Origin of the sequence: Runella sp. CRIBMP, assembly GCF_009905605.1 — a bacterium.
GTDB lineage: Bacteria > Bacteroidota > Bacteroidia > Cytophagales > Spirosomataceae > Runella.
Map to the genome: position 1 here is coordinate 137,795 of NZ_JAAAKZ010000004.1, position 22,622 is coordinate 160,416.

A 22,622-nucleotide genomic window follows, 5' to 3' on the forward strand; every position below is an offset into this window, starting at 1 on the left:
ATTCTTTTTCTAATCATTTTGAACCAGTAAAGGATTGCGGTCAATCATGGTTTGCGGTACCAAAAACACCAGCAAACGGCTATTCCAAGGTACATCGTTGCAGTTGCCCAAGGCACAATCTACACCGCTTGGCGAGGCAGGGCGGTCGCCGGGGTTGAGCGGTTGTTTCAGCCTTTTGACATTGTGAATCCGTGTTCCTTCGCTGAAAGTTTCGCGGATAAATTCCGTTCTGATTTCTTCCAATAGATTGGCGGGTGTCGTGGTCAATGCTGGTAAACCTGCCCGCGTACGAACCGCATTTAAGTCAGTCAATGCCAATGCTGTATTGCCTTTGCGTTGGTTCATTTCGGCGCGCATTAATAAAAATTCGGCAGAGCGGAAGAGTACAATGTTGGAATTTACTCCCTGCACAGGCCCTAAATTGGTCGTCCCCAATGAACCCCATTTTCTCGAAAACCAAAGCCGATTGGGGCTGTTCCAAGCCGTTGCAGCCGTAGTTGCTTGCGTGGTGTCAAGGAGAGTTCTGTAACGTAAATCGCGCTGACGGTCAAAATCAGCCAAGGTCTTAAAGCGTTGGCTCATACGTAGATTAGGCCCCGAAGTAAGGTTGTTGACATTGGCCAATTGAGCTGCAGTATAAACACTTTGAAGGGTATAATGCGTACGCAAAGGCGCGCCGTTGGTGGTACGGGAGTTGCGTCCTACTACGTTGACGAGTTCAAAAATAACTTCATCACGATTAGCAGAATTAGTGCTTGGCATAATACCAGTACGCTGGAAAAGTTGTGCCAACATTTGATTGCCGGGTACCAACGGAAAACGGTTGGCATTGCCCTGTCCGAGCAAACGATTACACACCGCCAAACAGCTGTCCACATTGTCTTGCTGCCAATAAACCCGCGCCATGAGAGCGAGTGCGGCGTATTTGTTTGCGCGCGGCTGCATATCGGGCAGGTGTTGGGCGGGATTATAATTTTCAGGCAGGAGTCGTTCGGCAATGCGCAAATCGTTCAAAATACTGTCATAAGCGGCTTTAACGCTCAAACGAGGATAGGCCAAATCGCCAAATTCCGATACCGATTTGTAATTTCCGACGGGGCCAGGATGCGAATTGTCGGGGGTATGGCCCCATGGATAACCGATGAGGCGTGTTTGTTCAAAAATGCACAGTGCACGTACAAAACGGGCATCGCCTTCGATACGTCCTTTTTGGAGGTTGATGTCCTTGCGGGGGTCGGCTTCTCCAGGTGTTTGTACTTGATTGCTTTGCAGGATTTCCAGCACGTTGTTGGCATTGTTCAGCCCAAAGGTTGACCATTGTAAAAATTCTGCCTGATACCCATAATCTTCCTCGCGGTGCGTCCAGGTATAAACCCGCGACGAGCGACTTGGGCTATTGCGGTAGTTGACGTTATTGACGGCTACTAAATCACCAAATGTTTCGCCAATGACCAGTGCATTGCCTCCAAAGGCCACTTCCCGAGCGATGCCCGAATAAGCGCCTGTCATCAAAATGTCTAATTCCTGTACCGTGCGCACATTTTGCGCTTGGATGAGGGTTTTGGAAGAAACTTCGTCTAAGTATTTATCGCAGGAAACACTGCCGATTGCCACGGCAATTACTCCCAGAATGCTATATGTCTTTTTCATGAGTGCTTGGTTGTCAAATAATTAAAACCCAAAGTTGATTCCGACTAAGAGGGTGCGCACCTGTGGCAAATCATTGTTTGTCACTCCCGGCGAAAGCGTTGCCGTTGAGCCGTCGGCTCCGCCGTTGCGAAATACTTCGGGATCCCAGCCCGTAAATTTGGTAAAGGTGAGCAGGTTTTGTCCAGTCAATGAAATACGCGCCGTGCGGAGACGTAATTTTTGGGCCACCGACGCAGGAAGCGTATAACCGAGCTGTACGTTTTTGAGACGAATAAATGAGCCATCGTGCAAGAACCGAGAGGACTCAAAGCCCCGTGCGTTGGAGTTCCACTGCATTCGGAAAGCTCCTTCGGTTTTGTTGAGTTCATCACGCAGGCTACCGATGCCTGGGCTCTCTGCCCTTAACACCTGACCCGTAGTTGGGTAGCTTTGAACGCGTTGAGCCTGGTCATAAATCCAGTTGCCGTATTGGTAATAAAAGAGAAAGTTGAAATCAATTTTACGGAATTGGAAACTGTTGGTCAATCCCCCGAATAGCACTGGATACGGCGTGCGATTTTCGAGTATAAATTGATTATTCCCCGCGTTGTTAGCAATCGTTCCATCCCACAAAGCCCCCGTTTTCACGGTTTGACCAGTATTGTTGAAGACGACCCGGTCGCGTTCGTAAAAGAGTTCGTTACCAGTATTAGGGTCAAAACCCGCAAACTGCGCCATGTAATAATTACCCAAAGGATAGCCTGGTGTAGCAATGCTCGGCCCGGCAATGACTTGGAAAGGGAAATTAAGGAACGGCGCGGTGTAGGTACTCAACACCGTATTTTTGTTGTGGCTGATGTTAAAATCGGTCGTCCATCGGAAGTCCTTTTTCGTAATGTTGCGGGTGGTGACGCTGAATTCTACCCCGCGGTTGCGAACGGAGCCGAGGTTGATGGTCATGGAGTTGTTGATGGTGCCAAACAACGGCCCCAGTGCATAATCCAGCAGCAAGCCTTCAGAGTCTTTGTTGTAGAAATCAAGTGTACCGCTGATGCGTTTGTTCCACAGGGTAAATTCAATACCTGCATCAAATTGCTTGGTGGACTCCCACGTCAGGGCGGAGTTGCCCGGATTGGTAAATTGTCCTCCCTGTATCCCGCCGTAGATGGCAGCATTGTATCCTACAAACGTAAAGTTTTTCTGCCACGAGAAATTTCCGATTTCGGCATTTCCAGTGCGGCCATAGCTGGCGCGGAGTTTCAGGAAGTTGACAAAAGAACTGTTGCTCAGGAAACTCTCATCACTAATGACCCAACCTACCGACATCCCCGGAAAGGTAGCCCAGCGGTTTTCGGGACCAAAGCGCGACGAGCCGTCGGAGCGCAGACTGACTTCAAACAGGTATTTGTCTTTGTAAGCGTAGTTGATACGCCCAAAATAAGAGACAAACCGAAACGATATTTCGTCATTGAAAAGAATGGTTCGGGTAGTGTCCAAGCCCGTTTTGGCCCCGGGCGGTACGCGCTCCGTGATGTAGGTTTCGTTGTCAGAAATGCGGTTTTGGAGGCTGTTTCCTGCCAACACACCGATGCGGTGGTTTTTTCCTAATTCACGTGTGTAATTAATGGTGTTGTTCCAGTTAGAATTACGGTTTAGCACGTCGCGGTTTTCGGCACGGCCTCCTCCCGTCCGCTCAGCACCTTGAATTCCAGTGGGATACAAAGTAGGATTGAGCAATATATCATTTCTGGTTTTTTGGTAATCTGTGCCAAATTCTGAACGGATGGTTAAGCCTTTGATGGGTTCAATTTGGGCAAAAAAGGTGTTGATATTTCGGAAAGTGTTGGACTTATTGGAATAGTTGTTACGGTAAAAAATGGGGTTGGTACCGATGCTCAGCGTATTGTTGGTGCCGTTGGCAATACCGTTGAAAAAAGACCCATCGGGCAATTGAATCGGGTAGGCAGGCAAGGCCGATGTGAGGCCGTATTGGTACGAGTTGCCCAGTGGAACCATCTCATTTTCAATGCTATTGACCGAAACATTAGCGCCCAGTTTAAGGATTTTGATGGGGCTGTATTCTACATTTACGCGTCCGCTCAAACGACGCAAACCTTGGCCAATAATAATCCCGTCTTCTTTACGGTACGAGCCACTTCCATAAATTGTCAGGTTTTTTGCGCCACCGCCTGCACTCAGCGTAGCTTGCTGAAAACCACCCTGTCGTAGCACTTGGTCGAGCCAATTGGTACGCGTGTTGTAGAGGGTGGTGGAGTCAATCAATTGATTATCAAAAGAGGCTGGCAAAGAACCCCGCAAAATACCCGTTGGCACTAAGTTGGTCAAATTGGAAGAAGCTGGGGCCAGTCCAGCCTGCAGGTTGTTGCGGGCGGCTCGTTTCAAAATGTTGAAATGATCAGCTCCGTTATCGATAAAGTCGACGCGATTGGTGGCCGTGTTGATACCCTGTTGGTAGCTAAAATCAATGGTAGGTTTGCCTTTTGCCCCTTTTTTGGTGGTGATTAAAATGACCCCATTGGCCGCCCGTGAACCAAACAATATGGAGGCTGAAGCATCTTTTAAGACTTCCATTGACTCAATATCGTCGGGATTGATTTCGGCCAATGGGTTCATCGCCACGCCGCCCGTACCGAAGGCGGAACTGTTTACGGGCTGACCGTCAATGACAATCAAGGGCTGCGAATTGGAATTGATGGAGGCCACCCCGCGCACGTTGATACGCACCGCCCCACCGGGAGTACCTCCCGCCTGCGTGATTTGAACCCCCGCCGCGCGCCCCTGAAGGGCTACATCGGGGCTGGCGGCGGTATTGGCGCGAATATCGGCCGCTTTCAACGAGGCAATGGAGCCTGTAACATCGCGCTTGCGTTGCTCGCCAAAGGCCACTACCTGTACCTCATTGAGGGAACGTTCGTCGGGAAGCAGCGTAATGTTGATCTGACTCCGATTGCCAACCATAATTTGCTGGGATAAATACCCTACATAACTGATGATTAATGCCGTGTTTTTGTCTGGGACATCAATTTTAAAGTTACCATTAGCATCGGTCGTGGTGCCTCGGGATGTGCCTTTTATCAAAATGCTCACGCCTGCCATCGTCACACCTTTTTCGTCCTTAATCGTGCCGCTGATGGGTAGCTCAATGGGTTGAATGACCGCCGCTGGTGGTTCTTCTTCGTTTGGGAGTAAGCTTTGTTCGTTTTTTCTCTTTTTAAGCAAAATACGGTTTTCAATAACTTCATATTCAATTGCAATCGGCTTCAGAATCTCATCCAGAACCGTCGAAAGCTTACGTTTACTGACATTCAGCGTCAGGCGTTGGCTGGATTTTATCTTGGTGCTGTACACAAATTTTACCGCCGCCTGCTTCTCTATTTGGCTCAAAATGTCTCTTAGTTCGAGGCGCTCGCCAATGACCGATATAGGTCGGTTGAGTACTTCCTGCGCTTGGGTATCGTAGGCCCATGCCATGCTTGCGAACACAACATATAGGAGCATTTGGGAAAATGTAATTTTCATAACCTTCCATAAGATTTTTGGAATCGGTACGTTTTTTTTCATAGATTTACTTGTTTTTTAATGGTAAATAATTGAAAAACAGGCCCTCCCACAGATTGGCGTTTGTAGAGGGCTTCACTTTTGAGTCAAAAATGTTCGTAGCATTTTTGACTCTTTTTTTTACTAACAGCCGTCACCGTAGATAAATACCACGGTGCCTCGTTTTTCGTAGGTGGCATCAATGGATTTACAGATGAGCTCTAGTTGGGTAAATAGTGAAAGACCGTTTAAGTCGGCGGTGATGTGACAGTCCTTGGCGTTAGGATTGGCAATCATGAACTCAAGACCATATAATTTTGAAAGATCATCCAAAACCTGTTGAAGGGAGGCTTCCCGAAAGTCGAGTTGGGGCGGGGCCCTCTCAATGCTAACAATAGGCACAGGGTCATCAACGATACTCGGAACGATGTTTTTGGACGCCACATCAAACACTACCCGTTGGTTGGTTGTAAGAATGACCCCATTGCGCTCGGCGGGGCGGTTGGGCTTTTCGGCATATACCGATACTTTTCCCGTTGTGACTGACACTTCAATTTTTTTGGCTTTGTCGTAGTGTTTGATGCGGAAACTTGTTCCGAGCACTTCTGTGGTCAATTCTCCCGTGTGGACCACAAAGGGTTTGGTCACGTTTCGCTTTACCTTAAAGAAAGCCTCGCCGATGAGATGTACTTCTCGTTTGGCTTTGTTATAATTTTTGTCGTAGATGATGCTGCTGTTTTGTTTCAGCATGACCACCGTACCGTCTTCCAATCGTACTTTCTGCTCTACCATAGTTGTGTTTTTTATTTCAATCCCAACCTGTTCGGGATCCTTGAGTAGGGTTGTTTCGTTGTTTTGCGGAACTTTATCGGTAGAAAACCACACAAACCCTAACACTAAGCAGGCCGCTACTCCTGCCAACCACGCCATTTTAATCATCAATCCGTTGGGCGCTGGCCTAATCTGGGCTTGAATCTTTTGCCAGATTCGTTTTTCGATTTCTTTTTTTTGGGATTGTAAGGGAGGAAGGGGGAGCTGCTTGGGTTGAGTGTTGTACCAATCCGTCAAAAGTTCGTCTTCTTTTGGGGTGGTTCGGCCTTCCAAATATCTTTTCGACAAGTCGTTGAATTCTTGCTGTGTCATGTCTGGGTGTGTTAATGGCATTTAATTATCGGATTGGAAGGGTTTGAGGTTCTCTTTCAAAAACTTCAATGATTTGGTAATGTGATACTCAACGGCCTTCTCGCTGAGGTTGAGGCCGAGCGCAATTTCACGAACGGATTGATTTTCGAAGCGGCTGCGTTTAAAAACTTCGGCGCTTTTTTCGGGCAAACGGCTCAGGACGTTTTCGACCGCCGCCGATAATTCGCTAAAATTGACGATTTCATCGGTGGCGTAGTGTTGATGTATTTCCTGAAAAATGAGGTATTCTTGGTATTTTCGGTAGCTAATCTGCGACTTGATGTAGTCGTAGACCTGATTTTTGATGGCAATAGTTAGGTAGAGATCTAGGTGCCGTATCACTACTTCGGTTCGGCGGTTCCAGACGGTCAAAAATACCTCCTGTACTAGTTCTTCGGCTTCTTCTCTCACACCCGTTTGGTGGTAGGCAATCCCAAAAAGTTTGTACCAGTAGCGGCGGTAGATTTCTTCAAAGGCCGAAATCTTACCTTCCCGAAGAAACCCAACCAACCGTTCATCGTCTAGTTGCTTTACATTCATACGTTTTACCCCATTTACCTGTACAGTAGAACAACTCTCGTAAATCCCTAAAAAGTTTTGAAAAATAGTTGAATAATGCTGTTTATTACTTGTCTCGGAGGTTTCATTGGGCCGTATTAGGTAGGAACTCACAAAAAAAGGTTCACGTTCTGTAAAAAACGCGAACCTTTAGAGTTGTCTTTAATTCCAGAAAACGGGCAATAAACGCTATTTCAGTTTTAGCATTTCGCTGCCCGCCATTAGGAAAGCACCTGTGCCGAAATTCTGCCAACTGTCTTTGTCAGCGGGTTTGGGGTCATAACCGATGTTTTGTACCCAACCTATTTTCCCACTTTCTTGCTGACATCCTTGCAGTGCTTTCCAGGATTTTTCGACGGCAGGTTTGTAGGTTTTTGCTTCCAACAGCCCGTTGTTGATGCCCCACGCCAACCCAAAAGTAAAGAACCCGCTGCCGCTCGCTTCACCGTGGGTAAAGGACTCTGGCGACAGCAAACTCGTGCGCCAAAGGCCGTCGCTTGGCTGAAGTTCTTTGACCCGCGCCGCCATCGTTTTAAAGAGGTTTTCGTAAAATGCCCGGTGTTTGTAGTTTTTAGGCATATCTTCCAAAATCAAGGCCAATCCACCCAATACCCATCCGTTGCCCCGCGACCAAAAAATTTTGTTTCCGTTGGTTTCCCGTTTATCCGTGGCAGCACCCGTTATTACAAAACGGGTATCTCGGGCAAACAATTTTTCTTCTTTGTCAAAGAGCAGCTCACACGTTTCCATATAATAGCGGTGCATTTCGTCGAGGTATTTTTGGTCATTTTTCAGGATGGCGTACCGGGTAAGCACGGGAGGGGCCATAAACAAAGCATCGCACCACCACCATAATATTCTTTGTTCGGCATTTCCTTTACCCACTTTCCAATCCTGCGGTTCAAAGAGGTGCTCATGAATCCACTTGTCAGTAGGGGCAAGGTATACTTCTTTGTTGCCGATGGAGTTCAGGTACAAATAAGATTGAGAAATGGCCACGTCGTCGGCGTGGAAATAGCGGTCGTAGGTTTTCCATTGGTTACGTTTGCCCATATCAACCAGGGTGTTCAAAAATGCAGGATTTTGTGTCGATTTGTGGGCGCGCATCACGCCAGCATAATAAGCCCCGTTTGTCCAGTCGGTGGGTGCTTTCGCAAAAATCGGGTTGGCTTCCTGCCACTGCATGGCCCTGACCATGGCTTGCTCAATGGTGGATTTCTCACTCCCTTTGAATGTTTTACAAGCTTGAAAGGAAATGGTAAGGAAGACGGCAACGGCGCTCAGCAGGATTCGATTCATTTTGTGTTAATTAAAGGTCGTTTCAATTTTTTGGAGGGATGAGCGGTTTTGATTACTGAAACACGCGCACATAATCTACTTCCATCTTGGCGGGGAAAACGCTTTCGTCAATGCCTTTTGCACCGCCCCAATTGCCGCCCACGGCTACATTGAGCAATAAGTACTCTGGCTTATCAAAGGGCCATTCATTGACGGTTTTGTGTTCGTTAGGAATACTTAGATAGACGTTGCCATCCAACAGAAAATCCATTCTCTCGGGCGTCCAATCAACGGCGTAGACGTGAAACTCAGTGTAAGGGTTTTTGATAAAAATCTTCTTTGATTTTTGGGTTCCCTTCACGTGGTTGTAGGCTTGGGTGTGGATAGTGCCCACGAGCGTATCGGGGTCGTAGCCTACGTGCTCCATGATGTCGATTTCGCCGCATTTGGGCCAACCGGCGGTTTCGATGTTGCTGCCCAACATCCAAATGGCGGGCCATGTGCCGCGCCCTTTGGGCAATTTTGCCCGTACTTCGATGCGACCGTAAGTCCATTCGGCTTTTCCTTTGGTTAGGAGCCGGGCAGAAGTATAGTCTCGGTTTTCAAATTTATTTTTGCGGGCCGTGATGGAAAGAACACCGTTTTTAACGAGCGCATTAGACTTATCGGCGTTGGTGTAATATTCCAACTCATTGTTTCCCCAACCTTTGCCACCGACTTCATAGCCCCATTTGGACGCATCTGGCAATCCAGAATAATTAAATTCGTCACTCCAGACCAATTTGCGTATTTCTTTGGCAAAACGTGCATCACGCACCAAGGCTTTTTCGGGTTCGTCGGTTGTTAAATAATCAATGTTCCGAACTAAAAAGTAATCCATTACCAAGGTGTCATTTACGGTCCAAGCGTTGGTAGCGACGCCAAGTTTTTTGGCGTTGGCAATCCATTGCTCGTCTTTTTGCAAAACGCTGAAGTGATAATCAAGCCCACCGATGTTGTCAGCTTGAAGTTGAGCCGCTGAGATATTCCCGTTGAGGTATTGCAGCTTTGCGTTTTTGTCTAATTCCCGCACTTTTTTCAGGATGTCGTAGTCAAAACTGATGTACACTACCCATTTTTGGGCCTTTAACTTTTGAACGGTCTTGACCACTTTTTCGGCCAAAATCATTGCGCGCTCTTTGCCCGCGGGCGAGGGCTTGATTTCGGTCACGAGCATGGTTTTGGTTTGTTTTTTACCCGCTTTCAGGTATTCTTCCAATGTCGGAAGATGCTCGCCGTTTTTCAAAGGTTTTTTGATTAGTTCTGCATAATCGGTTTTTTCAATGTCCATTCCTTCGTAATGTGCGTCATGATTGATGACCAACACTTCATCCTTGGTCATTCGAACGTCAAATTCTGAGCCGACACAACCCAGTTTGATGGCATTCTCTAATGATGCAATGGAGTTTTGGGGGGCTCCCGTGTTTTTCCAAGCTCCTCGGTGGGCTACGATTTTGTTGTTATAAAAGGATTGGGCCTTGGAGAAATAAGAAAAAGATAGAGTCCAAAATGCTAAAAATAAGGAAATTACGTGCTTGTTCATTCGTATGGTTTATTGGTTCAAAAGATAATTGCCTTCTGTTAAGGAATGCAGTGTGTTATAAAAATGGTGGCTTCGTTTTTATTGGCTATTACATTCAAAGGCAAAATTTGTCATTTTCTTCTCATGTAGCCTTCAGATTTGAAATTCCGTAAAATACCCTTGAAAAAATCACGTAACCTTCAAGTAATATTTGGATAACATGGTCTTTGATATACCAAACAAAATACAGTAATTGCCAAAAAATAGCAAATTAAGCACAATTAACTAATGAAAATACCCATCAAATCGTTGGCCTTTCTCCCTCCAAAAACGTTTATGTATCTTCTTTAACTTTTGTTTATTGTTGATTAACTTGCATACATTGATTATTCAAAACGTATCTCCTTGAAACCGACTGACATTAAAAACCCGGAATATTTCCACAAGGTTGTGGACTGTCAATACGCGTGTCCGGCGCATACACCTGTACCCGAGTACATTCGGCTCATTGCGGCCGAGCGCTACACCGAGGCCTACATGGTCAACTGGGAATCCAACGTTTTTCCTGGTGTTTTGGGTCGTACCTGCGACCGCCCTTGTGAACCCGCCTGCCGACGCGGGCGTGTGGAAGAAGAACCAGTGGCGATTTGCCGCCTTAAACGCGTAGCAGCTGATAACAAGGGGGATGTAACGAGCTTTATGCCCCAAGGCCCTTTTGTACCCAACGGTAAGAAAATAGCCCTCATCGGCGGCGGACCCGCTTCACTGACCGTAGCCCGTGACTTGGCTCCGCTGGGATACGAAGTCCATCTGTATGATAACCAACCGATGGGCGGAGGGATGATGCGCAGTCAAATCCCTTCGTTTCGTTTGCCAGATAGCGTGCTGAACGAAGAAGTGGGTTTTGTGCTTGATTTGGGCATTCATACGCATTTCAATACCCGCGTAAACAGCCTGCGTGATGTTTTGGACCAAGGTTATGATGCCGTATTTGTGGGTACGGGTGCGCCCAAAGGAAAAGATTTGGCCGACTTGCCGGGCCGTTGGGATGCCAAAGCGCATGTGCACATCGGGATTGAATGGCTAGCGAGTGTGGCGTTTGAGCATACCGCCAAAATCGGCAAAAAAGTAATCGTTTTAGGCGGTGGAAACACGGCCATGGATTGCTGCCGTACCTCTCGCCGCTTGGGAGGAGAAGAGGTGAAAGTGGTGGTGCGCAGTCCGTTCAAAGAAATGAAAGCGTCGCCTTGGGAAATCGAGGATGCGCTGCACGAAGATATTCCGATTCTGGAATGTCATGTTCCGAAATCGTTTGTGGTGGAAGACGGCCAACTCAAAGGAATGATGTTTGAGAAAGTGGAGGCCAAATACGAAAACGGCCGCCGCAAACTCGTCTCAACGGGTGAGCCGGACGTATTTATCGAAGCTGATGATGTGCTGGTGGCCATCGGACAAGAAAACTCATTTCCATGGATTGAACGCGATTTAGGCTTGCAGTTTAACGAATGGGGCTTGCCCGTACTGGATGAAAAAACCTTCCAGTCAACCATTCCCAACGTATTCTTCGGTGGTGACTCGGCCATGGGGCCCAAAAACGTTATCACGGCTGTAGCGCAGGGACATTCGGCGGCGGTTTCGATTGATTTGTTTTGCAGTGAAAAATCTGTCCATGACCGTCCTTCTCCGTATACCAATCTGATTAGTCAGAAAATGGGGATTCACGAGTGGATTTACGATAGTCCCGTCTCCGACGATGAGCGTTTTAAGGTGCCGCACGCCGACAAAGCGTTGACCCTGAAAGACCGTAAAAAAGAAGTGGAATTGGGCTTTAGTCCCGAAACGGGCTTTAAAGAAGCTCAGCGTTGCCTCAACTGTGACGTTCAAACGGTATTTACCGAAAATAAGTGTATTGAATGTGATGCTTGCATGGATGTGTGTCCCACATCGTGTATCACGTTCACCGTCAATGGCGAGGAAGAAGATCTGCGTTCGCGGCTTCTAGTTCCCGCCGATAATTTATCCCAAGATTTGTACGTTTCAGATACGCTCAAAACAGGCCGTGTGATGGTCAAAGATGAAGATGTGTGTCTTCACTGTGGCTTGTGTGCCGAGCGTTGTCCTACGTCAGCGTGGGATATGCAGAAATATTTGTATTCAGTAACCAAAGCAGGTAATCAATGCGGAATCTTACAGGAGTTAACGACTTAGTAGTACGTTTTGCCAACGTCAACGGGACGGGTTCGGCCAGTGCCAATAATATGTTTGCGATGTCCATTTTCCGAATGGGCATCCCCATGACCGCCAAAAATATTTTTCCTTCCAATATTCAGGGATTACCAACCTGGTATGAAGTGAGAGTCAGCGAAAAAGGCTATTTAGGTCGCCGCGAAGGAGTAGATATCATGCTGTGTGTAAACCCACAAAGTATGAAACAAGACGTAGCGTCGGTCAAACCGGGTGGGTATTTCTTGTACGATAATACCAAAAATCTCCACAAAGATTTTATCCGTGAAGACGTCAATTATATCGGTATTCCGATGATTGGAATTTGTATGCGGCTCTACTCCGACGCTCGTCAGCGGCAGTTGTTCAAAAATATGATTTACGTGGGCGCTCTGGCAGCTCTGTTGGATATTGAGTTGGAGGTGGTGAAAGGCATCATTGCCGATGAATTCAAGAAAAAGCCCAAACTCATTGAACCCAACGTGCAAGCCATGATGGCGGGTGTAACCTACATCAAAGAAAACTACGAGCATCCGTTGGGACTGCGTGTTGAGCGCCGCGACTTGGTGGGTGATGCCATCGTCATCGACGGCAATACCGCCTGCGGAATCGGGGCCGTGTACGCGGGAGCTACGGTAGCGGGTTGGTATCCCATTACGCCATCTACTTCATTGGTGGAGGCATTTGCTAAGTATTCCAATCGTTTGCGCGTTGACCCCGAAACGGGCCTCAAAAAAGTAGCAATCGTGCAGGCCGAAGATGAATTGGCGGCCTTTGGCATGGTGCTGGGAGCGAACTGGAATGGTGCCCGGGCGTTTACCGCCACCAGCGGTCCGGGGCTTTCGTTGATGAATGAGTTTTTGGGACTGGCGTATTTTGCCGAAATCCCCGCCGTATTGGTGGATGTGCAGCGCGGTGGGCCCTCTACGGGGATGCCCACGCGTACGCAGCAATCTGATTTGCTCTTGGCGGCCTATGCTTCGCACGGCGATACCAAACACGTATTGTTGATTCCGAGCAATCCATCCGAATGTTTTGACTTTATGGCCGATGCCTTTGACTTGGCCGAACGCCTCCAAACGCCCATCATTGTCATGACCGATCTTGATTTGGGCATGAATGAGCACTTATCCGCGCCCCTGAAGTGGGACGATGCCCGTCGCTATGACCGGGGGAAAGTGTATACCGCCGAAGATTTGGACGCATTGAGCGCCATGGGCAAGCAGTTTGGACGTTACCTTGACGTGGACGGCGACGGAATTCCTTACCGGACGCTCCCGGCCACGCACCCCACCAAAGGCTCTTTCTTTACCCGAGGAACTTCCCACGACGAATATGCGCGCTACACCGAAGACGGCGTGAAAAATGCGCAGGTGCTGGATCGTTTGACTAAAAAATGGGATACGGCCAAGGAAATCTTGCCGTTGCCAGAGTTTTATCAGGCCCAAAACGAAAGCAACATCGGCATGATTTTCTTCGGCACCACGACCTACGCGGCCCTGGAAGCGATCGACCTGCTGAAACAAGAAGAAGGGATTACGTTGGACGCCATGCGCGCCACGGCCTTTCCGTTCCATGCTTCCGTGGAGGCGTTTATCGAAGCCCACGACCAAATATTTGTGATTGAGCAAAACCGCGACGCGCAATTCCGTACGTTGTTGATCAATGAATTGGAAATCAATCCTAAGAAATTGATTAAAGTCCTAAACTACGACGGTATGCCCATTACGGCCGATGCGATTCGAAATGGAATTGCCAAGCATTTGGAAGCGATTAAGTTGTAGATAGGAAGGAGTAATATAAATAACCTTGTATAACGGTTAACCGAGAAAGAATTCCAATGACGTATATAAAACCAAAATTTCGTCACCCCGACCTGCCCAAAAATGCGGTAGGCTTCACTAAAACAGATTATGAAGGGGTGATTTCGACGCTATGCGCGGGCTGTGGGCATGATTCCATCAGCGGCTCCATTGTGCAGGCGTGCTACGAGATGTCGATTGAACCGCACCGTGTGGCCAAACTGTCGGGTATTGGGTGTTCGTCCAAAACACCCAATTATTTCCTCAACAACTCACACGGGTTCAACTCCGTCCACGGGCGGATGCCGTCGGTGGCTACGGGGGCCAACATGGCCAACCGCGACCTGATTTACCTCGGTGTATCGGGCGACGGCGACACTGCTTCGATTGGGATGGGGCAGTTTGTGCACGCTATCCGTCGTAACCTCAACATGCTCTACATCGTGATGAACAACGGTTGCTACGGTCTAACCAAGGGTCAAGATTCGGCCACGGCCGATGCGGGTTCGGTCAGCAAAAGCGGTTCCGTCAATCCGTTTGAAGGCATTGATTTGGTGGGTATGGCGCTTGAATTGGGTGCTACGTTTGTTGCGCGCAGCTTTTCGGGTGACAAAACCCAGCTCGTACCGCTCATCAAAGCGGCGCTTTCACACAATGGCTTTGCGCTGATTGACGTGCTTTCTCCTTGCGTAACCTTCAATAACAACGTGGGTTCTACCAAGTCGTACGATTATGTTCGCGACCACATTGAGGCGTTGGCCGAAATTGGGTACGTTCCCGAAAAAGAAGAGATTACCGTTTCGTATGACAGTGGCAGCTCGGTAGACGTCGAACTCCACGACGGTTCGTCGGTACAGTTGCACAAGCTCGCCGAAGGCTGGGACCCGCGCGACCGTCAGGCGGCGATGAGCCGTTTGCAACAAGCCAAAGCCGAAGGCGAAATCTTGACGGGATTGGTGTACGTAGACCCCGATAGCAAGGATTTACACGAAATCATCAAGTCAGATAAGCGTCCGCTGAACAGCCTAAAAGAAGAGGATTTGTGTCCGGGGGCGGGAGTACTGGCCATGATTAACGACGAGTTTAGATAATTTCAGGCACTCAATAGTCAAACCGCGTAGGGTGAGTCCCTGCGCGGTTTTTTGTTTTTGGAAATATGATTCCCAGATTTGAATTAACTTGTGAGCTTTTATGCGTTTGAGCATGAATTTTGGAGTGTTTGAACCGTATTGCGTTGTAAGCAACCATCGTGCTCGGTTGTGAGCAACCGAGCGCACCAGCATTTTCTTTTAAATCTCTGCGTCTTAGCGACTTTGCGTGATTTTATTTAATATTCAGTTTTAAAAAATATGAAAGTACTCATCATTGGTGGAGGAATTGGTGGATTGACCACCGCCCTTTGCCTACATAAGCTCGGATTGGAAGTAAAAGTCTTTGAATCGGTCAAAGAAGTAAAACCGCTGGGGGTAGGCATCAATTTACTGCCGCATTCGGTTCGGGTGCTTACCCACCTTGGCCTGCAATCCATCATTGCCCAAAATGCCATTGAAACGACCGATTTGGCCTATTTTAATAAATTTGGACAGCCGTTTTGGAGCGAGCCGCGCGGGCGGTTTGCGGGCTATAAATGGCCCCAATTCTCAGTCCATCGTGGTAGGCTCCAACGACTGCTGTTTGAAGAAGCCACGCGGGTGTTGGGCCGCGAGGCACTCCTGACAAACCATCATTTGGTTTCTTTCGAACAAAACGAAGGGGAAGTCATCGCGCATTTTGTCAATAAAGAAACGGGACAAAACATCGGGCAGGAGCGGGGTGATTTGCTGATTGGGTCGGACGGAATCAATTCGGTGGTGCGACAACAACTGTATCCCAACGAAGGCCCCCCGGTGTATTCTACCAATATCTTGTACCGAGGCACTACGCAGATGAAGCCGTTCCTGAACGGAACAACCATGGTGATGGTGGGGCATAATGCCCAAAAAATAGTAGCGTATCCTATTCATCCTGAGCCTGATGTTGAGGGCAATAAACTCATCAATTGGGTGGCAAATGTGCGTGAAAACGGCCAACAAAAGCTAGAAGTAAGGGATTGGAACCGTCCGGCAGACCAGCCGCGATTAGTTAATTTATACAGAGATTGGACGTTTGACTGGCTTGATGTACCCGCCATGATTGCGGGGGCCAAAGTGGTGTATGAGTTTCCGATGTCGGACCGAAATCCGTTGGGCCGCTGGACCTTTGGCCGCGTAACCTTGCTCGGCGACGCTGCCCACCCCATGTACCCGATTGGTTCCAACGGGGCATCACAGGCTATTTTGGATGCCGATTATTTGGCGGAATGTTTGAAAAATACGCAAAATCCCACGGAAGCGTTAATGGCATACAACGATGAGCGCGTGCCTGCTACGGCAAAAGTGGTGTTGCAAAACCGCGCCAAAGGTCCCGACGAAATCATGGACCGTATGGAAGAACGTTTTCCCAAAGGTTTTTCGGAAGACCAGATTCCGCGCGCTGAGTTGGAAGAGGTAATGAATCGGTATAAACAAATTGCGGGGTTTGATATTCAGACCCTTAACCAAAAATCATGAAAGATGGAGTTGAAATTCGCTTTTGAGCTGCGGGTAGAAGTGGCAGAAATACAAGTGTTGGGAGATACGCCAAAGGGCAATCGTCGGATGATACCCATCAAAGGTGGGACGTTTGAAGGGGTAAAAATAAAAGGAACGATTCAGGCAGGAGGCTACGATTGGCAGTTGATTCGAACCGATGAAGTTGCCGAAGTAGACGCACGGTACGTGCTTAAAACCGACGATGGGGTATTGATAACGATTGTCAATCAGGGACTTAGGCGGGGGCCTGCGGCGGTGATGAAGCGCCTTGCGGCGGGGGAAGAAGTATTGCCGTCACAGTACTATTTTCGTTCCATTCCCGTGTTTGAAACCGCTGACCCCCGCTACGCTTGGCTCACGCAGTCGGTTTTTGTGGCCACGGGTGTGCGCAAACCCGATAAAGTGTTGATTCAGGTGTATGAAGTTTTATAGGGCATTTTAAAGCCATTTAATAAGGTTTAACAAAACGCTTGCATGATGGGTTAAGGGATTTATACTAAATTGTATTCCAGAAGTTTTAACATCAGCAACAATGAAAATTCAGGAGAAAACATTTTTGATTACGGGGGGCGCTTCGGGTTTGGGAGCGGCCACGGCCAAAATGATTGTTGAAGACGGTGGTAACGCGGTATTGGCCGATGTAAACACCACGGTGGGCGAACAAACGGAGGCAGAGCTGGGCGAAAACGCACTGTTTGTTCATACTGATGTGACAAACCCCGAAAGCGTCCAAAATGCCATTGAAACGGCGATTGATGCTTTTGGCGGACTAGATGGCGTAATCAATTGCGCAGGAATCGGCCCCGCTGAGCGGGTGGTGGGCAAAAACGGCCCACATTCGCTGGAGCGTTTTACCAACGTCATCTCCATCAATCTCATCGGTACTTTCAACGTGATTCGTTTGGCGGCGGCGGTGATGCAGCACAATGAGCCCGAAGAAAGCGGCGAGCGCGGAATCATCATCAATACGGCTTCGGTGGCGGCCTTCGACGGTCAAATTGGCCAAGCGGCCTATTCTGCCTCGAAAGGTGGAATTGTGGCAATGACACTGCCCATCGCGCGCGAGTTTGCCAAGTTGGGAATTCGGGTCATGACCATCGCACCGGGTATTTTTGAAACGCCGCTGCTGATGGGAATGCCTGACGAGGTAAAGTCGTCGTTGGGGCAGCAGGTTCCATTTCCGTCTCGGCTTGGCAAGCCGCATGAATACGCGGCACTTGTCAAGCATATCATTGAAAATCAGATGCTTAATGGTGAGGTGATTCGTTTGGATGGGGCGATACGAATGGCGGCAAAATGAGACATAGAAGGGTAAAAACTAAGGGAATATGTCTAATAGTAGCCAAAAAAGCGGCTCTTTTGTAGAAATAGCCGCTTTTTTGTAGTTTTGGCGCTCCCTAACCTGTTATTGTTACCCCATGAGACATTCGTTATTTACAGTATTGCTTTTAGTGTTGTTGATTCCTTCTCTGTTTGCCCAAAAAAAACGGCGAGTTACCAAAAAAGCCAAGCCTGTTCCTACGGTTACCGTTACTCAAAATGCTTTTCCCTTGAAAATCAGCCGTGATGGGCGCTACCTGACAAATCGAAACGGTCAGGCTTTCTTAATGAACGCCGATGCAGGCTGGACACTATTTCATAAATTGAAAATGGAAGAAGCGCGTTTCTATTTAGAACACCGTTATTCTAAACACTTTAATACTATTTTTGTACAATTATTGCCCCCCGAGCCCAACCAGACCAATGCTTACGGGGAGGCTCCATTTGCAAGGAAGGGGGATTTTGCTGCCCCGAATGAAAAATACTTCGCGTACGTTGACAACATCATAAAAATGGCGGCCAGGATGCAGTTGTTGGTGGCGATTGTACCTGCTTGGCTGGGCTGTTGCGGCACAAATTGGTTTGAGGCACAGACTGCCAACGGAACCGACAAGTGCCGCGATTTTGGCCGATACCTTGGTCGTCGATTTGGCAACCATTCCAATATTCTCTGGATTATGGGCGGCGACCGTGATCCGCTACGCGAGGAGGCTGTGCAACGGGCCATGGCAGAGGGCATCAAAGAAACCGCGCCCACTCAGTTGATGACTTACCATGCGGCAAGTTCTCATTCGAGTACGGATGTATTCCCTGCCGAAAAGTGGCTGGATTTTAGCATGGTCTATACGTATTTTCGGGGAAAGCAAGGTGTCTGGACTTCTGATATGCCACAGGTATACGAGGTAGCCTTGAAAGAAACCCAAAAGTCACCAAGAAAAGCCTTTATCTTGGGTGAATCGCAGTACGAAGATGAAAATGTAGGCAATGCGCTGATGATACGAAGGCAGGCGTATTGGTCACTTTTGGGGGGAGGAAGCGGCCAATGTTACGGAAGTTCGGTGTGGGCTTTTGGAGAAGACTGGCGTCAAAAACTTGACTTGCCCGGCGTGGCCCAGATGAATTTATTTCAAAAAATAATGAACGGATTGCCTTGGTATCTTTTTCGACCCGATACTACTTCTAACCTCTTGGTAGAAGGACGCGGCACGTACGGCAGTGATGATTATGGGGTGGTGTCTATACTTCCCAATAACCGAATGGCCATGATTTATCTGCCTTCCAGTAGAACGATTAAAGTGAACGTAGAAAAAATTAACGGAAGTAATATCAGGGCTTTATGGATAAGTCCACGCACCAATAATCGGTTTATTGGCGGGTATTTTAAGCCACAAGGAGTTAGAGAACTTATACCGCCAACACTCGACGAAGATTGGCTGTTGTTATTGGGCAATGTAGGAAGAAAGTAGTAAGCTTTAGATAAATATATCCCCAAAAGCGCAACAAATGAATGTCTTTATGAAGATTAGGCCTGTTTCTGGAACGATTTTTGATTATTTTTACAGCATTATTACTCCATAAATTTATTTCTCAACTCTTCATGATGGCCAAACATATCGGATGGTGGTGGTGTGTTCTAGCTTCGGTTTGCACGAGTCAGGCACAGGAAGTGCAATGGGCTGGCAAGTTAGTGGGGTTTTCATCCGAATTTCGTAAAGAAACCTACGGGCAAGAGTACCGGGCCGTCCAGGTTTTGGGAGCACCCAATACCATCCCTCCCTTCGGAGAAAGTGCCTGTGCGTGGTCTCCGTACAACGCAGATTCCAACGTTGAAGAGTGGATTAAGGTAGCTTTTGAGCAGCCGCAAAAAGCACGCCAAATCCTAATCGTCGAAAATTTCAACCAAGGCTGTATTACGCAGGTATATGCTTATGATGAGGCAGGAAAGGAGGTTTCGGTGTGGACAAACTCTGGGACCGCCGCCGCTGAGGTGGGTCGGGTTTTGGTTGTAAACGTACCTGATTCTACGATGCTGATTAGCTCCGTGAAAGTGTCACTGAATCCTGCCCGGGTCAAAGGCTATAATCAGATAGATGCCATCGGCTTGACGTTAAGTAACAAGCCTTTTGAGTCAAAAATCAATGTTTTTAAAGATGCCCCCAAAGAAATCATCAAAGAGAATTTGGGCATTGGTGTAAATACCAAAGCGCAGGAAGTGGCCCCCATTATTTCGCCCGACGGAAAAACCATTTTTTTTACCAGAGGGAAATACGAAAAAAATGTGGGAGGTGCGGAGAATCAAGATGTATGGTTTTCTACACGGCAGGGTGATCAATGGAACGAAGCGCAAAACATGGGGGCGCCCATCAACAATGCCGACAACAACGCCATCGTGAGTATTTCGCCCGATGGAAAAACATTGTACCTCATGAACGTGTATCGTCCAGATGGCACAATGACGTTTGGTTTATCGAAATCGACCCGCACAAAAACTGGCTGGACAACACCCGTGGAATGTAAGATTGAGGATATTTATAACCTTGATAAAAAGAACAATACCGAGTTCACACTTTCTCCCAAAGGAAATGTGTTGGTGATGTCGGTCAAGCGTCAGGATACCAACGGCGACCGTGATTTGTACGTTAGTTTTCTCAAGGCCGACGGCTCATGGAGTAAGCCACTCAATATGGGTTCAATCATCAACACCGCTGACGTAGAAAGTGCGCCCTTTATCGCAACCGATAACAAAACCCTCTATTTTACGTCTTACGGCCATGCTGGTTATGGGGGGGGGGATATTTTCATGACGCGCCGTTTGGATGAATCGTGGACCAAATGGAGCCAGCCCGAAAACTTAGGCCCTGCCATTAATACACCCCAATGGGATGGTTTTTTGAGTATTCCTGCTTCAGGAGAGTATGCTTACGTAAGCTCTATGCAAAACTCATTGGGAGGAGAGGATTTGTTTCGTTTTAAGGTTTACAACGCCATTCGCCCCGAGCCAGTGGCGATTATTTCGGGTAGCGTGATTGATGCCGATACCCGAAAACCCGTCACGACCGAAATTTTGACTAATTTATTGAAAGACAATACCAACGTTTCCAAAGTAGAATACGACCCCGAAACGGGTGAGTATAAACTTATCTTGCCGGTTCAGCAATCGTATCGTTTGAGTGCGGTGAAAGATGGTTTTTTTCCGTTGGATGAGATTGTAGATTTGTCGAAAGACAAACGTTTTCGCGATATAAAACGGAATATTTTGTTGGTTCCCATCAAAGAAGGCAAGAAAATTACGCCAAATGGAATCATGTTTGAGCAGAGTAAATTTGAGCTGCTAAACGAAGCCTTGCCCGACTTAGACCGAATTGCTGAAATGATGGTTAAATATGCCAATATGGAGCTGCTAATTGAAGGCCATACCGACAATCAAGGCGATTTTAAGCTCAATATGGAACTCTCTGAAAACCGAGTGAAAGAGGTGAAAAAGTATTTGGTGGGCAAAGGCATTGCCGAAAATCGTCTTCAGGTGAAAGGCTGGGGCTCTACCAAACCCGTAGCGAGCAATGAAATCGAAGAAACCCGTAAAAAAAATAGACGGGTGGAGTTTACGATTCTAAAGGTTTGATTTTAGCATTTTTTTGTTTAATTCGCTGACTTTAAAACAAGTCAGATGCCTGATACCCCCAAACGAGATTTAAAAGAGTACGTTGACGTAGGTCATTCTGAGCTGGAAAACCATCTGCGTACCCAAAACGCCCAATTTCAAAGTGCCCTTGAGGAGGTCGAGGCGGGGCGAAAGCTCACCGATTTTTTATGGCTGAATGTCTTTGGTTTTGCCTATCATTACCTCAAAAGCCGTTTTGGCCCTCGTCATCCGTATCAATATTATCCCACCAGCGACGACACGGGGGTGTACAGAATGAAGGTCGAAAACGAAACGACCCAGATTGCGCTGCTCTCTGATTGGGCGTCTGATACGCCCGAATCCGACCGCGTGGGCGCGGTCGTAGCCTTCCATAAACCCGACTATTCGATTCACCTTGGTGATATTTATTTTGTGGGTGCGCCGTCTGAAGTACACGATAATTTTATCAGCCCCAAGGCGTCGTGGCCCCGTGGTAAATGGGGAAGCCTAGCCCTGGCTGGCAACCACGAAATGTATTCAAACGGAGCGGCATTTTATAAAATGCTTTTGCCAACAATGGGCGTGCACGAAGCTAATGCAGCGTCCGACGGTTCTAAACCGTCAGACGCCTCCGTAATTCGGGAACAGAAAGCGGGGTTTTTCTGCCTAGAAAATGACTATTGGCGAGTGATTGGTTTAGATACGGGTTATACCTCGGTAGAACGCCCTTTTGTCGAAATTCTTTCACCCCCAGATTGTCATTTGCGGAAAGAACAAGTCAAATGGCTGAAAAATCAACTGCATCTCGACAACCCCGATGACCGTCGCGGCATCATTTTTTTAAGTCATCATCCTCCCTTTTCGGATTTTAGAAAATCTTTTCCGCGTCCAGCGCGGCAAATCAGGCAACTGTTTGGTGATTTTTTGCGTCCTGTGTTATGGATATGGGGACATGAGCATCGGCTGGTTGGGTACCGAGAACGAAAGGTGGGCGGGTTACCCATTCACGGTCGCTGCATCGGACATGGCGGTATGCCAGTCGAGATAGATGCGCCGCGCGTAGATAGTGATTCCATTCTTTTTTATGACCAACGACGAAGAAAAAGTATCCGTCGGATTGGCGTGGGCTACAATGGTTTTGCGTGGTTGAAATTTGAGCAAGAAAATCTCTCCATAGAGTACCGCGACGTAGAAGATAAAGTAGTAACGGGTGAAAGTTGGAGAATCAATCTTCAATCGGGATTGATTGATAAAATAGACTAAAATACGTTTTTATACAG

Annotated in this window: 15 protein-coding genes; 9 read left to right on the forward strand and 6 right to left on the reverse strand. The window is 47.7% G+C overall.

Going from position 1 to position 22,622, the window contains the following annotated elements; all coding sequences use genetic code 11:
• Positions 1-9: 9 nt before the first annotated feature.
• The 6 genes from GVN20_RS13890 to GVN20_RS13915 form a co-directional block, all read right to left on the reverse strand.
• Positions 10-1,650: a RagB/SusD family nutrient uptake outer membrane protein gene (locus GVN20_RS13890; protein WP_166558917.1), complete on the reverse strand. Its 1,641-nt coding sequence runs from the start codon at positions 1,648-1,650 to the stop codon at positions 10-12.
• Between the two features lie 21 nt (positions 1,651-1,671).
• Positions 1,672-5,211 (reverse strand): TonB-dependent receptor, encoded by a 3,540-nt coding sequence (locus GVN20_RS13895; protein ID WP_166558918.1) that lies wholly within the window; start codon positions 5,209-5,211, stop codon positions 1,672-1,674.
• A gap of 120 nt (positions 5,212-5,331) precedes the next feature.
• The gene (locus GVN20_RS13900) at positions 5,332-6,330 is read right to left on the reverse strand and encodes a FecR family protein (RefSeq protein WP_166558919.1); all 999 of its coding nucleotides are present in this window, start codon (positions 6,328-6,330) and stop codon (positions 5,332-5,334) included.
• Positions 6,331-6,351: 21 nt separating this feature from the next.
• Positions 6,352-6,909: an RNA polymerase sigma factor gene (locus GVN20_RS13905; RefSeq protein WP_166558920.1), complete on the reverse strand. Its 558-nt coding sequence runs from the start codon at positions 6,907-6,909 to the stop codon at positions 6,352-6,354.
• Positions 6,910-7,116: 207 nt separating this feature from the next.
• Positions 7,117-8,226, reverse strand: coding sequence for a glycoside hydrolase family 105 protein (locus GVN20_RS13910; protein ID WP_166558921.1), 1,110 nt, complete (start codon positions 8,224-8,226; stop codon positions 7,117-7,119).
• Between the two features lie 52 nt (positions 8,227-8,278).
• Entirely contained in the window at positions 8,279-9,787 is a 1,509-nt protein-coding gene (locus tag GVN20_RS13915) for a family 16 glycosylhydrolase (RefSeq protein WP_166558922.1), read from the reverse strand.
• Between the two features lie 384 nt (positions 9,788-10,171).
• Here GVN20_RS13915 and GVN20_RS13920 point away from each other — a divergent pair, with 384 nt between their 5' ends.
• From GVN20_RS13920 to GVN20_RS13960, 9 genes are all read left to right on the forward strand, one after another.
• Positions 10,172-11,974, forward strand: a complete 1,803-nt coding sequence (locus GVN20_RS13920; protein WP_166558923.1) for an FAD-dependent oxidoreductase — start codon at positions 10,172-10,174, stop codon at positions 11,972-11,974.
• Positions 11,944-13,773 (forward strand): 2-oxoacid:acceptor oxidoreductase subunit alpha, encoded by a 1,830-nt coding sequence (locus tag GVN20_RS13925; protein ID WP_166558924.1) that lies wholly within the window; start codon positions 11,944-11,946, stop codon positions 13,771-13,773. Before GVN20_RS13920 ends, GVN20_RS13925 begins: the two co-directional genes overlap by 31 nt.
• Positions 13,774-13,829: 56 nt before the next feature.
• The gene (locus tag GVN20_RS13930) at positions 13,830-14,882 is read left to right on the forward strand and encodes a 2-oxoacid:ferredoxin oxidoreductase subunit beta (RefSeq protein WP_166558925.1); all 1,053 of its coding nucleotides are present in this window, start codon (positions 13,830-13,832) and stop codon (positions 14,880-14,882) included.
• A gap of 258 nt (positions 14,883-15,140) precedes the next feature.
• Positions 15,141-16,379 (forward strand): flavin-dependent oxidoreductase, encoded by a 1,239-nt coding sequence (locus GVN20_RS13935; RefSeq protein ID WP_166558926.1) that lies wholly within the window; start codon positions 15,141-15,143, stop codon positions 16,377-16,379.
• 3 nt (positions 16,380-16,382) lie between these two features.
• Positions 16,383-16,832 (forward strand): DUF3237 domain-containing protein, encoded by a 450-nt coding sequence (locus GVN20_RS13940; RefSeq protein WP_166558927.1) that lies wholly within the window; start codon positions 16,383-16,385, stop codon positions 16,830-16,832.
• A 100-nt stretch (positions 16,833-16,932) separates the two neighbouring features.
• Positions 16,933-17,700: a 3-hydroxyacyl-CoA dehydrogenase gene (locus GVN20_RS13945; protein ID WP_166558928.1), complete on the forward strand. Its 768-nt coding sequence runs from the start codon at positions 16,933-16,935 to the stop codon at positions 17,698-17,700.
• 118 nt (positions 17,701-17,818) lie between these two features.
• The gene (locus GVN20_RS13950) at positions 17,819-19,186 is read left to right on the forward strand and encodes a DUF4038 domain-containing protein (protein ID WP_166558929.1); all 1,368 of its coding nucleotides are present in this window, start codon (positions 17,819-17,821) and stop codon (positions 19,184-19,186) included.
• Between the two features lie 131 nt (positions 19,187-19,317).
• The gene (locus GVN20_RS13955; protein WP_166558930.1) at positions 19,318-21,342 is read left to right on the forward strand and encodes an OmpA family protein; all 2,025 of its coding nucleotides are present in this window, start codon (positions 19,318-19,320) and stop codon (positions 21,340-21,342) included.
• Positions 21,343-21,387: 45 nt separating this feature from the next.
• Positions 21,388-22,605: a metallophosphoesterase gene (locus GVN20_RS13960; protein WP_166558931.1), complete on the forward strand. Its 1,218-nt coding sequence runs from the start codon at positions 21,388-21,390 to the stop codon at positions 22,603-22,605.
• The last annotated feature ends 17 nt before the right edge of the window (positions 22,606-22,622 follow it).

Excerpts from the sequence above, each read along its gene's own strand:
- GVN20_RS13890 (WP_166558917.1), bottom strand. The coding sequence starts at position 1,650 with ATGAAAAAGACATATAGCATTCTGGGAGTAATTGCCGTGGCAATCGGC.
- GVN20_RS13895 (WP_166558918.1), bottom strand. The coding sequence starts at position 5,211 with ATGAAAAAAAACGTACCGATTCCAAAAATCTTATGGAAGGTTATGAAA.
- GVN20_RS13900 (WP_166558919.1), bottom strand. The coding sequence starts at position 6,330 with ATGACACAGCAAGAATTCAACGACTTGTCGAAAAGATATTTGGAAGGC.
- GVN20_RS13905 (WP_166558920.1), bottom strand. The coding sequence starts at position 6,909 with ATGAATGTAAAGCAACTAGACGATGAACGGTTGGTTGGGTTTCTTCGG.
- GVN20_RS13910 (WP_166558921.1), bottom strand. The coding sequence starts at position 8,226 with ATGAATCGAATCCTGCTGAGCGCCGTTGCCGTCTTCCTTACCATTTCC.
- GVN20_RS13915 (WP_166558922.1), bottom strand. The coding sequence starts at position 9,787 with ATGAACAAGCACGTAATTTCCTTATTTTTAGCATTTTGGACTCTATCT.
- GVN20_RS13925 (WP_166558924.1), top strand. The coding sequence starts at position 11,944 with ATGCGGAATCTTACAGGAGTTAACGACTTAGTAGTACGTTTTGCCAAC.
- GVN20_RS13930 (WP_166558925.1), top strand. The coding sequence starts at position 13,830 with ATGACGTATATAAAACCAAAATTTCGTCACCCCGACCTGCCCAAAAAT.
- GVN20_RS13935 (WP_166558926.1), top strand. The coding sequence starts at position 15,141 with ATGAAAGTACTCATCATTGGTGGAGGAATTGGTGGATTGACCACCGCC.
- GVN20_RS13940 (WP_166558927.1), top strand. The coding sequence starts at position 16,383 with ATGGAGTTGAAATTCGCTTTTGAGCTGCGGGTAGAAGTGGCAGAAATA.
- GVN20_RS13945 (WP_166558928.1), top strand. The coding sequence starts at position 16,933 with ATGAAAATTCAGGAGAAAACATTTTTGATTACGGGGGGCGCTTCGGGT.
- GVN20_RS13950 (WP_166558929.1), top strand. The coding sequence starts at position 17,819 with ATGAGACATTCGTTATTTACAGTATTGCTTTTAGTGTTGTTGATTCCT.
- GVN20_RS13955 (WP_166558930.1), top strand. The coding sequence starts at position 19,318 with ATGATGGCCAAACATATCGGATGGTGGTGGTGTGTTCTAGCTTCGGTT.
- GVN20_RS13960 (WP_166558931.1), top strand. The coding sequence starts at position 21,388 with ATGCCTGATACCCCCAAACGAGATTTAAAAGAGTACGTTGACGTAGGT.